Annotated in this window: 8 protein-coding genes; 2 read left to right on the top strand and 6 right to left on the bottom strand. The window is 70.6% G+C overall.

Going from position 1 to position 10,827, the window contains the following annotated elements:
* Positions 1-50: 50 nt before the first annotated feature.
* The 3 genes from DQW85_RS34000 to mmsA all read right to left on the bottom strand — a co-directional run bounded on the left by DQW85_RS34000 (position 51) and on the right by mmsA (position 4,094).
* The gene (locus DQW85_RS34000; protein ID WP_113703861.1) at positions 51-1,163 is read right to left on the bottom strand and encodes a substrate-binding domain-containing protein; all 1,113 of its coding nucleotides are present in this window, start codon (positions 1,161-1,163) and stop codon (positions 51-53) included.
* Positions 1,164-1,254: 91 nt separating this feature from the next.
* Complete coding sequence (gene mmsB / locus DQW85_RS33995) at positions 1,255-2,550, bottom strand: multiple monosaccharide ABC transporter permease (RefSeq protein WP_113703860.1); 1,296 nt, start codon at positions 2,548-2,550, stop codon at positions 1,255-1,257.
* Entirely contained in the window at positions 2,547-4,094 is a 1,548-nt protein-coding gene (gene mmsA / locus DQW85_RS33990; RefSeq protein WP_113703859.1) for a multiple monosaccharide ABC transporter ATP-binding protein, read from the bottom strand. The genes mmsB and mmsA overlap by 4 nt, the downstream gene beginning before the upstream one ends.
* A gap of 328 nt (positions 4,095-4,422) precedes the next feature.
* On the opposite strand from mmsA, the gene DQW85_RS33985 reads away from it, so the two are divergent.
* Positions 4,423-5,610, top strand: coding sequence for an ROK family transcriptional regulator (locus DQW85_RS33985; protein WP_205315618.1), 1,188 nt, complete (start codon positions 4,423-4,425; stop codon positions 5,608-5,610).
* A gap of 27 nt (positions 5,611-5,637) precedes the next feature.
* On the opposite strand, the gene DQW85_RS33980 is transcribed toward DQW85_RS33985, so the two are convergent.
* A complete protein-coding gene (locus DQW85_RS33980; RefSeq protein WP_113703857.1) occupies positions 5,638-6,372 on the bottom strand; it encodes a TetR/AcrR family transcriptional regulator C-terminal domain-containing protein in 735 nt (244 codons plus the stop codon).
* 103 nt (positions 6,373-6,475) lie between these two features.
* Between DQW85_RS33980 and DQW85_RS33975 the strand changes: the two genes are divergently transcribed.
* Positions 6,476-7,918 carry an MFS transporter gene (locus tag DQW85_RS33975; protein ID WP_113703856.1) on the top strand — a complete coding sequence of 481 codons (1,443 nt, stop codon included), beginning with the start codon at positions 6,476-6,478 and terminating at the stop codon, positions 7,916-7,918.
* Positions 7,919-8,074: 156 nt separating this feature from the next.
* Here DQW85_RS33975 and DQW85_RS33970 read toward each other — a convergent pair whose 3' ends face one another.
* Positions 8,075-9,232 carry a vWA domain-containing protein gene (locus tag DQW85_RS33970; protein WP_240197600.1) on the bottom strand — a complete coding sequence of 386 codons (1,158 nt, stop codon included), beginning with the start codon at positions 9,230-9,232 and terminating at the stop codon, positions 8,075-8,077.
* Positions 9,225-10,827: DUF5682 family protein (locus DQW85_RS33965; RefSeq protein WP_162795594.1), on the bottom strand; the 1,603-nt coding region annotated here is incomplete at its 5' end. The genes DQW85_RS33965 and DQW85_RS33970, both read right to left, overlap by 8 nt.

Raw genomic sequence — 10,827 nt, 5'->3', positions numbered from 1 at the left:
CGTCGCGTGTCCCGGGACGTCTCCCGGGACACGCGACGCCGCCGTGGGTGTTACTTGACGAGCGGGGACAGCTTCGGGTCGTTGGCGTAGGCCTCGGCCGCGTTGGCCTTGGTCACGATGACCGGCGGGAGCAGGTACGACGGGACGACCTTGACGCCGTTATTGTAGGTCTTGGAGTCGTTGATCTCCGGCGTGCCGCCACCCTGCAGGGTCTTGACCATCTTCACGGTCTCCGCCACGAGCTTGCGGGTGTCCTTGTTGATCGTGGAGTACTGTTCGCCGGCCATGATGGACTTGATCGACTCGACCTCGGAGTCCTGGCCGGTGACGACCGGGATCGGCTTGCCGGCGCCCTTGATCGAGGTGATGATCGCGCGGGCCAGGGTGTCGTTCGGCGACAGGACGCCGTCGAGGGTCTTCTTGCCGCTGTAGGTCGAGGTCAGCAGCGAGTCCATGCGCTGCTGCGCGCCCTCGGCCTTCCAGCCCTGGATGGCGGTCTGCTTGACGTCGGACTGGCCGGACCCGACGATCACATCGCCCTTGTCGATGAGCGGCTTGAGGACGTCCATCGCGCCGTTGAAGAAGACGCCGGAGTTGTTGTCGTCCGGCGAGCCGGAGAACAGTTCGACGGTCCACGGCCCGGTCGCCTTCTTCGCCTTCATGCCGTCCAGCAGCGCCTGGCCCTGCAACTGGCCGACCTTGAAGTTGTCGAACGCGATGTAGTAGTCCACGTCCGGCGTGTTGGTGATGAGCCGGTCGTAGGCGATGACGGTCGCGCCGGACTGCTTGGCCTGCGCCACCTGGGTGGACAGCTGCGCGGCGTCGGTCGCGCCGATGACGATGACCTTCGCGCCCTTGGTGATCATGGAGGAGATCTGGGCCTGCTGGTCGGCCACGGTGGTCGACGCGCCCGCGTACTGCACGTCGGACGTGAAGCCGGCCTCCTTGAGCCCGCTGACGAACAGGTCACCGGCGAGGACCCAGTTCTCCGACGTCTTGGACGGCAGCGCGACACCGATGAGGGAGTTCGCCGCGAAGCCCTTGGCCGGCTTGGCGCTGTCGCCCCCGCTCCCGCCCTCACGCCCGCCGGAGCAGGCCGCGGCGCCGAGCGCCAGAATGGCCGCCGCACCTACGGCGACGGCTTTGGTAAGAAGATTGCGCATTCTCGGGTTAACCCTTCTTGATGTACTTCGGGAGGATGGGGCTGGGCGGGATGGAGGGTCGGCCGCGACAGCGGCGGGTGGGTGGGTTGCGTCAGCCGACTGCCGGAGCCTTGTCGGTCTCGTCGCGCGATTCGGCCTGTGCCGCCACCGGTGGCCCTTCTCGGCGGAAGGGGCGCATGATCGAGCCGATGACCGAGAAGCGGCCCTGGCTCTTGTTGTAGACGTCGAGGGCGACGGCGAGCAGCAGCACGAGGCCCTTGATGATCTGCACCAGATCCGAGCCGACGCCCATGAGTTGCAGGCCGTTGTTGAGGAGGGCCATGACCAGGCCACCGATGATCGAGCCGCTGATGGTGCCGAGACCACCGGAGACCGCGGCTCCGCCGATGAACACGGCCGCGATCGCGTCGAGCTCCCAGCTGAGTCCGTCCTGCGGGCCGGAGGCGGCCGACCGCGCCACGAAGATCATGCCGGCGAGCGCGGCGAGGACGGACATGTTCATCATGACGAAGAAGTTGACCCGCTGGAGCTTCACGCCGGACAGCTCGGCGGCGCGGGCGTTGCCGCCGACGGCGTAGATGTGCCGGCCGCCGATGGTGTTGCGGGTGTAGAACGAGTAGGCGAGCACGAGGACGGCCAGGATGATGCCGGACACCGGCAGGCTGGTGCCGACCCGGCCGCCGGCGAAGCGCAGCGTGGCGAAGACGATGACGCCCACCATCACGGCGAGGCGCACGCCGGAGACCCACATCGGCGTCGGTTCCGCGCTCATCTCCTGCCGGACCTGCCGGGCGCGCCACTCCCTCCACACGACCGCGACGCAAGCGGCGAGGCCGAGCAGCAGGGTCAGGTTGTTGTACCCGGTGTCGGGCCCGACCTCGGGCAGGAAGCCGGCGCCGATCGTGCGGAAGCCCTGCGGGACCGGCACCGTGTCGGCGTTGCCGATGAACTGGTTGCCGCCGCGGAACAGCAACATGCCGGCCAGCGTGACGATGAACGCCGGCACTCCGACGTAGGCGACCCAGAAGCCCTGCCAGGCACCGATGACCACGCCGACCAGCAGGCCGAACGCGACCGCCGCCGGCCACGGCAGGTCGAACTGCTGTATCGCCTTGGCGACCACGATGCCGGTGAACGCGGCGACCGAGCCGACCGACAGGTCGATGTGCCCGGCGACGATCACCATGAGCATGCCGATGGCGAGGATGAGGATGTAGGAGTACTGGCTGACGACCGCGATGAGGTTGCCTGACGTCAGCGTGAGGCCGTTGGTCAGGACCTGGAACAGCAGGACGATCGCCACCAGAGTGAAGATCATGCCGAACTGGCGGGCATTGGAGGTGGTGCCCCCGAAGAGGTTCTTCTTGAGGTCTTGATAGCGGCTCATGGCGTCGGCATCTTCTTTGTAGAGGTCATCTGCTTCATGAGGAGTTCGGGATCGGCGTCACGGCGCGGCACGTTGCCGGTGATGGTCCCCTCGAACACGGTGTAGACGCGGTCGCACAGGCCGATGAGCTCGGGCAGCTCCGAGGAGATGACGATGACGCCTTTGCCCTGCTCGGCGAGCCGCTGGATGATCCCGTAGATCTCGTACTTGGCGCCCACGTCGATGCCTCGCGTCGGCTCGTCGAGGATCAGCAGGTCCGGGTCGGTGAACATCCACTTCGCCAGGACGACCTTCTGCTGGTTGCCCCCGGAGAGCTTGATGACGCCCTCGTCGACCGTCGGCGCCTTGACCCGCAGGCTGTTGCGGTACTCCTCCGCGACCCGGTGCTCCTTGACCTGGTCGATGACGCCATGCCGCGAGATCTTCGACAGCTTCGCGGCCACGATCGAGGACTTGATGTCGTCGAGGAGGTTGAGCCCGATGGCCTTGCGGTCCTCGCTCACGTAGGCCAGGCCGTGCTTGATCGCGTCAGCGACCGACTTGAGCTGGATCTCCTTGCCGTCCTTGTAGACGTGCCCGCCGAGCCAGACCCCGTACGACCGGCCGAACAGGCTCATCGCGAGCTCGGTGCGGCCCGCTCCCATGAGGCCGGCGAAGCCGACGATCTCGCCGCGACGGACGTTGAAGCTCGAGTTCTTGCACACCAGCCGCTCGGTGGAGATCGGGTGGCGTACCGTCCAGTCGCGGACCTCGAAGAACACCTCGCCGATCGCGGGCGTGCGGTCCGGGAACCGGCTGCTGAGTTCGCGGCCCACCATGCCGCGGACGATGCGGTCCTCGTTGACCCCGTCGACGCGCACGTCGAGCGTCTCGATGGTCCGCCCGTCGCGCAGGATCGTGATGGAGTCCGCGATCGCCTCGATCTCGTTGAGCTTGTGCGAGATGATGATCGAGGTGATGCCCTGCCGCTTGAACTCTCGCAGCAGGTCGAGCAGGTGACGGGAGTCGGCCTCGTTGAGGGCCGCGGTCGGCTCGTCGAGGATGAGGAGCCGCACGTCCTTGGCGAACGCCTTGGCGATCTCGACCAGCTGCTGCTTGCCGACGCCGATGTCCTTGATGAGCGTGTCGGGATCCTCCTTGAGGCCCACCTGCTCCATCAGCTCGACGACGCGGCGGCGGGCGCCCTTCCAGTCGATCGCGCCGCGCCGGCGCGGCTCGTTGCCCAGGAAGATGTTCTCGGTGATCGACATGCCGGGCACCAGGGCGAGCTCCTGGTGGATGATGACGATGCCGGCGTGCTCGCTGGCCCGGATGTCGCCGAACCGCACCTGCTCGCCCTGGTAGACGATGTCGCCGCTGTAGGTGCCGTAGGGGTGCACGCCGCTCAATATCTTCATGAGCGTCGACTTGCCCGCACCGTTCTCCCCGCAGATGGCGTGGATCTCGCCGGTGCGGACCACCAGGTTGACGTCCGCCAGGGCGGTCACGCCGGGAAACGTCTTGGTGATCGAGCTCATCTGGAGTAGGGGCGGAGCGTCGTTCATGGCCGAGGCTCCCCGCTGCGGAGCCCCCCACGACCAGGCGAATCCGGTCCACGGGGGGCGCAGCATGTTGGTGACATCAACGTTCTCCGATGGCATTGGTCGGTGGTGCCAGGGGCGTCCTGGCGGCGAGCAGGCCCACCGTGGGGTGTTTCGGCGGGTGTTCCGCTTCGTGTCAGAGGGGTAAACGCTGGCGGGACTGTAAATCCATTTGCTTTACGAAGTCAAACCCCTTGAGGCACGATGGTCGCCGAACGGCACGCAGAAAGGATCATCGGTGCGGCAAGCAGGTACAAATCTCCCCAAAGTGGGGCGATATAACCGGGCGGTGGTGCTGGACCAGATACAGCTCGCCGACGGCATCAGCCGGAGGGAGGTCGCCCAGCAAACCGGCCTGACGCCGCAGACCGTCTCCGGCATCGTGCGCCGGTTGCTCGAAGAGGGCATCGTGCGAGAGGACGGAGCCAGCAAGGGCGCCGGCGGTGGGAGACCGCCCACCACGCTACGGATCAACCCTGACGCGGGCTGCGCGGTAGGACTCCACTTCGACCCCGCCGAGCTCACCTGTGTCGTGGTCGACCTGCTCGGGCGCCCGCTGCTGTCGAAGCGACACGCCATACGGCCGGGCGCGGTCCCGTCGGATGTCGTCACGGCCATGGCCGACCTGGTCGGCGACGTGCTCGCCGAGGTGGACGTGCCGCGGAGCCGCGTGCTCGGTCTCGGCCTGGCCTGCCCTGGCCCGATCGATCAGGATCTCGGCCTGGTGCTCGCGCCGCCTCAGCTCGCGCACTGGACGCGGGTGCCGTTGACGCAGATGCTGAGCGACGCCGTCGGCCTGTCCGTGACGATGGACAACGACGCCACCGCCGCCGCGGTCGGCGAGCGGTGGTCGGGCGCCGGACGGGGCGTCGCGAACTTCGCGTACTTCTTCTTCGGCACCGGCATCGGCGGCGGTCTCGTCCTCAACCACCAGGTCTACCGGGGCGGCTCGCTCAACGCCGGGGAGTTCGGTCACACAGGCGTGCTGCCGGGCGGCCCCGCGTGTTACTGCGGCAACCGAGGCTGCCTGGAGAGTCTCGTCAGCCCCTCCGCGATCGTCGCCGAGACCCACCGCCGGCTCGCCGACCAGCGGGGCGGCAGCGTGCTGTGGGAACCGTTCAGCGGGGATCCGGCCACGGTGGACCACGCCGCGATCCGGATGGCCGCCGCGGCCGGCGATCAGCTCGCGGGCGCGGTCATCGACGAGGCCGCGCGGCACGTCGCCTCCGTCGCGGTCAACGTGGTGAACATCACCGACGTGGATCTTGTCGTGCTCGGCGGTCGCGGCATCCGCCACGTCGAGGAGAGGTACGTCGACGCCGTCGTCTCGGCGGTCGCCACCAGACCGCTGTCCAGGACTGTCCGGGTGGTCGACGTCGCCCTCTCGCCGCTGGGCGCGGACGCCGCGGTCGTGGGCGCCGCGGCGCTCGTCCTCCACGCCACGTACTCTCCGCAGCTGTCGGCGCTTCTCGCGCACTGAGTCCCGGCTGCCCTTCGGGGGCGTTCTTCAGGGCATGCGCTCGGCCAGGCCGGTGATCAGCAGGTCGAGGCCGTACTCGAAGCGCGCCTCGCCGTCGTCGGCGATCAGCGCGTCCACGTGCCGGGTCATGTGCGGGAAGCGCCCCGGAGGCAGGGAGCGGAGGTAATCACTGATCCGCTCCACGTAGCGGTGGAAGTAGTCCTCGGGGTCGGACATCCGCGCGGCCCGCATCTTGGCGTAGTGCAGTGAGCCCTCGTAGGCGTCGCCGCTGATGTAGAGGGTGAACCGGTCGAAGGCGAGCGAGGCCTCGCGAGGGGGCATGCCCGCGTCGATGAGCAGGCCGAACGCGTACTCGGCCAGCCGCACCGCGTTCGGCCCGGTGGGGATGCCGGCCAGCGCCGCCCTGGCCACGTCGGCGTGGCCCATGAGCACCCGGTGCATCTCCAGCCCGTACGTGCGCAGCTGCTCCCGCCAGCGCGCCGGGTCGGGCGGCGGCAGGCTGATCTCGCCGAGCACCTCGTCGTAGATCATCTCCAGCAGCTCGTCCTTGTTGGCCACGTGCGCGTACAGCGAGGCGGGGCCGGTGCCGAGCTCCTGGGCCACCCGCCGCATGCTCAGCCCGTCGAGCCCCTCGGCGTCGAGGATGGCGAGGCCGGTCCGGACGATCAGCTCCTGGCTGAGCTGCGGCCTGGACTGCGCCTGCTTGCGCGGCGTCCGCCAGGGCGGAGCCGGAACGTCCTCGTCGCTTCCCATGCCTGCCATGCGAACACTGTACTTGACACGAACAGTGTTCGTCACTAGAACAGTGTTTGTCTACGAACATCGTTCGTTCAAGGAACATCGTTCGACACTGAGGAGTCCCCCGATGACCACCGTCTCCACCTCGGCCGCGGCCCTCCAGCCGTACCGCCGGCGCTGGGCCGCCCTGGCCGTCCTCCTGGCCGCCGAGGTCATGGACCTGCTCGACGCGCTCGTCACCACCATCGCCGCCCCCACCATCCAGAAGGAGCTGGGCGGCCCGGCCAGCCTGGTGCAGTGGCTGGGCGCCGGCTACACGCTGGCCATGGCCGTCGGCCTGATCACCGGCGGCCGGCTCGGCGACCTGTACGGCCGCAAGCGGATGTTCGTCACCGGCGCGCTCGGGTTCACCGCCACGTCCCTGATGTGCGGCCTGGCCGCGAACCCCGAGATGCTCGTCACCGGCCGGGTCCTGCAGGGCCTGTTCGGCGCCGTGATGATCCCGCAGGGCCTCGGGCTGATCAAGGAGATGTTCCCGCCCGAGGAGATCGGCAAGGCGTTCGGCCTGTTCGGCCCCGTGATCGCGACCTCCTCCGTGGGCGGGCCGATCCTGGCCGGGTGGCTGGTCGACGCCGACCTGTTCGGCACCGGCTGGCGCATGATCTTCCTGATCAACCTGCCCGTCGGCCTGGCCGCGGCGGTCGCCGGGATGCTGCTCCTGCCCGAGTTCAGGCTGTCGAACGCCACCAGGCTGGACCTCGTCGGCGTGCTGCTGGTGTCCGTCGCCGGGTTCCTGCTCGTCTACCCGCTCATCCAGGGGCAGGAGCTCGACTGGCCGGTCTGGACGTTCGTCTCGATCGCCGCGTCGGTCGTGGTGTTCGCCGTGTTCGCCGCCTACGAGTCGCGCCGCGCCCGTGCCGGCAGGGATCCGCTGGTCACGCCCAGCCTGTTCCGCAAGCGGGTGTTCGTCGGCGGCCTGGTGGCCGGGCTGGCGTTCTTCTCCGGCCTGATCGGGCTCAGCCTCGTCTTCACCCTCTTCACCCAGCTGGGCCTCGGCTACAGCCCGCTCAAGGCCGGCCTCACCGGCCTGCCCCAGGCCGTCGGCGGTGTGATCGGCTTCGGCCTGGCCATGTCCGGCCTGCAGGAGAAGCTGGGACGCGGCCTGCTGCAGATCGGCACCGTGGTCATGACCTGCGGCGCCGCGGTGCTCGGCCTGACCATCCACCTCGCGGGGCTGGACGTCGGCCCGTGGCAGCTCGCTCCCGGACTGGCGCTGGTGGGCATCGGGATGGGCCTGACGATGGCGCCGTTCTTCGACATCGTGCTGGCCGGCGTCGAGCCGCACGAGTCGGGCTCGGCCTCCGGCACGCTGACCGCCATCCAGCAGCTCGGCGCGGCGCTCGGCACCGCCGTGATCGGCACGCTCTTCTTCGACCTGCTCGAGCGCCGGTGGAGCTTCGGCTCCGCCATGCAGGCCGCGGTCTGGGTCGAGATCGGGCTGCTGGCCCTCACGTTCGGCCTGTCGTTCCTCCTCCCACTGAGGCCGCGTCCCGAGCAGGCCGGGCACTGACAGCCGGGGGACGGCGTGTGGGGCGCGTCCCGAGCGGGCCGGACGCTGACGGCCGGGGGACAGCGTGAGGTGGCGCGTCCCGAGCGGGCCGGACGCTGACGGCCAGAAGGACAGCGTGAAGTGGCGTGGACATGCGCCCGCTCGGCACCGCCCTCCTCATCGGGCGTGGCGTTCGGCCCAGCGGGCGATGTCGCGCCGCTCGATCGCGGCGGCCATCAGATCGGGGAACGCGTCGGGCGTGCACGCGAACGCGGGGACGCCCATGGCGGCGAGCGCGGCGGCGTTGTCGTGGTCGTAGGACGGCGCGCCCTCGTCCGACAGCGCCAGCAGCACGATCACCTGGACGCCGGCCTGGGTCATCGCGGCGACCCTGCGCAGCATCTCCTCCCGCACCCCGCCCTCGTACAGGTCGCTGATCAGGATGAACACGGAACCCGCCGGCCGCGTGATCAGGCCCTGGCCGTAGGCGACGGCCCGGTTGATGTCGGTGCCGCCGCCGAGCTGCGTGCCGAACAGCAGCTCCACCGGGTCGTGCAACCGGTCGGTCAGGTCGGCCACGGCCGTGTCGAACACCACCAGCGACATCCTGAGCGACCGCAGCGAGGCCAGCACCGCCCCGAAGACCCCCGCGTACACCACCGAAGCGGCCATCGAGCCGCTCTGATCGACGCACAGCACGACGTCCCGCCGCAGCGCCCGCTGCCTGCGGGCGTAGCCGACCAGCCGCGACGGCACCACCGTCTTCCGCTCCGGCAGGTAGTGCCGCAGATTGGCCCTGATCGTCCGGTCCCAGTCGATGTCGGCCACCCGCCTGGGCCGCCGCGTCCTGGCCGAACGGTCGAGCGCGCCGGTGACAGCCGCCCGCGTCTTCTGGGCGAGCCTGCGTTCGAGCCGCTCGACCACCGTGCGCACCACCGCCCTGGCCGACTCGCGCGCCCGGTCCGGCATGACCCGGTTGAGCGCCAGCAGCGTGCCCACCAGGTGAACGTCGGGCTCCACCGCGTCGAGCATCTCGGGTTCGAGGAGCAGCCGGGTCAGGTCGAGCCGTTCGATCGCGTCCCGCTGCATGACCTGCACGACCGTGGACGGGAAGTACGTCCTGATGTCGCCGAGCCAGCGGGCCACCCTGGGCGCGGACGCCCCGAGGCCGCCCTCACGGTCGTACACGGCGGCCAGCGCGCCGTCCATCCGCGCGTCGGCGCCCAGCAGGCCCACGCCGGTGCCGTCGGCCTCGCCGCCCCCCAGCACCAGCCGCCACCTGCGCATCCGCTCATCGGCCCGCCGATCCTCGTGATCGTCCCGGCGCTCACCCATGGCGCCTCCCGATGATCGTGAGCACGGTGGCGACGGCGGGTGCCGCGCGCCGCTCGTCAACGTCCGGTTCCTCCCCGTGCCCGAGCCCGTGCCCGAGCCCGTGCCCGTGCCCGCTTCCGTGCCGGTCGCGAAGTCCGGCCGACCGGACGCGCTCGCCGATGGCCCTGCGCTCGGGGGCGGCGAAGCCGCCGAACGTACGGCGCAGCAGTGGGAGCACGTCTGTGAACTGGTCGCCCGGCAGCCCGGACAGCCAGCCGTCGACCAGGCCGAGCAGCCTTGGATCGTGCACCAGCAGCAGCCCGCCGCCCGCCAGGAACCCCTCCACCCACGCCGCCGCCCTGGCGGGCGTCTGCCCGCGGGACATCGCCCTGGACATCCGGTCGGCCGCGTCGTCCAGCTCTCCGGCGTCGAGCAGGATCCGGGTGAGCCGCCCCTCGATGAGCCCGTGCAGGTCGGACCGGTCGCTCATTCCCCGCAGCGTCCCCAGCCACCGCCGCCTCGCCTCAGGCACCCCCGCGTCCCTCGCCTCGCCCCGGATCGGGCCCGGCGCACCGTCCGGGCCCGGCGCACCGTCCGGGATCGGCGCACCGTCCGGGATCGGCGCACCGTCCGGGATCGGCGCACCGTCCGGGATCGGCGCATCGTCCGGGATCGGGGCACCGGCAGGGATCGGGGGCGGCGTGCATCGGGGCGGCTCGGCGGAGGGGTCGTCCAGCAGGGCGACCGCCGCGTGGACGGCGTCCACGTGGGCGAGCAGGTCCGCCGCGGCGCCGTCGTCCAGGGCGGTCACCGCCACCGGCAGCCCCACGCAGATCCGGTCGAGCATCGACCGGACGATCACCGCCAGGCCCTCCGCCGAGGTGCCGCGCACGTCGCCGTAGCGGTGCGCGCGGGCCATCGCCGGCAGCGCCGCCATCAGGTGGTTGACGTCGGTGTCGAGCGCCGCCCTGGCCGACAGCGCCGCCAGCACCCCGGGCAGCGCCTCCGGCAGCTCGGCCAGCAGGCAGCGTTCGACGAGCCCTGTCAGGTCGGCCAGGGCGACCTGCTCACCTGAGGCCAGGTCACGGACGTGCCGGGCCGCCGCGCCCGCCACGGTGACGCCGAGCGCGGCGGCCTCGATCAGGGCGAGGTCGTACTCGGGCCGCCAGCGCAGCGTCCAGGTCTCCTTGAACGTGCCCGTGCCGCGCGCCTCACCCGGGGTGCCCCAGCCCACGCCGAGGAGCCGCAGCCGGTGGAGCAGGTGGCTGCGTTCGAGGTCGAGCGGCTTGCGCAGGTCGAGGGTCAGCTCACGGTCGAGCGCCTCGGGCTCGAGCTTGAGCCGCCGCTGCCGTTCGCGCAGGTCGCGCTGGAGCGGCACCATGGGCGTGCCCTCGGTGACGTGGCCGAGCCGGTCGCCCACCACCATGCGGCGCTGGATCAGCTCCACCGCCAGGTCGTCGCCTTCGCACAGCACGGCCCTTACGCCCTCGGTCACCTCGCCGAGCCCGGCCAGGGGCCGCCCGCGCAGCGCCGCGAGGCTGTCCGCGAGCCGCGTCGCCTCGATGACGTGCGCCGACGACACGGCCAGCCCCTCGCCGCGCAGCACCGCCGCCGCG

The organism is Nonomuraea lactucae (genome assembly GCF_003313395.1).
Classification (GTDB): Bacteria; Actinomycetota; Actinomycetes; order Streptosporangiales; family Streptosporangiaceae; genus Nonomuraea; species Nonomuraea lactucae.
The sequence above is the reverse complement of the archived record's forward strand: the minus strand, read 5'-3'. Positions and strand labels throughout refer to the sequence as shown.

What these genes read in the sequence shown, in the direction of transcription:
- DQW85_RS34000 (WP_113703861.1), bottom strand. Translation starts at nt 1,163, where the DNA reads ATGCGCAATCTTCTTACCAAAGCCGTCGCCGTAGGTGCGGCGGCCATT.
- DQW85_RS33970 (WP_240197600.1), bottom strand. Translation starts at nt 9,232, where the DNA reads ATGGGTGAGCGCCGGGACGATCACGAGGATCGGCGGGCCGATGAGCGG.
- DQW85_RS33975 (WP_113703856.1), top strand. Translation starts at nt 6,476, where the DNA reads ATGACCACCGTCTCCACCTCGGCCGCGGCCCTCCAGCCGTACCGCCGG.
- mmsB (WP_113703860.1), bottom strand. Translation starts at nt 2,550, where the DNA reads ATGAGCCGCTATCAAGACCTCAAGAAGAACCTCTTCGGGGGCACCACC.
- mmsA (WP_113703859.1), bottom strand. Translation starts at nt 4,094, where the DNA reads ATGAACGACGCTCCGCCCCTACTCCAGATGAGCTCGATCACCAAGACG.
- DQW85_RS33980 (WP_113703857.1), bottom strand. Translation starts at nt 6,372, where the DNA reads ATGGCAGGCATGGGAAGCGACGAGGACGTTCCGGCTCCGCCCTGGCGG.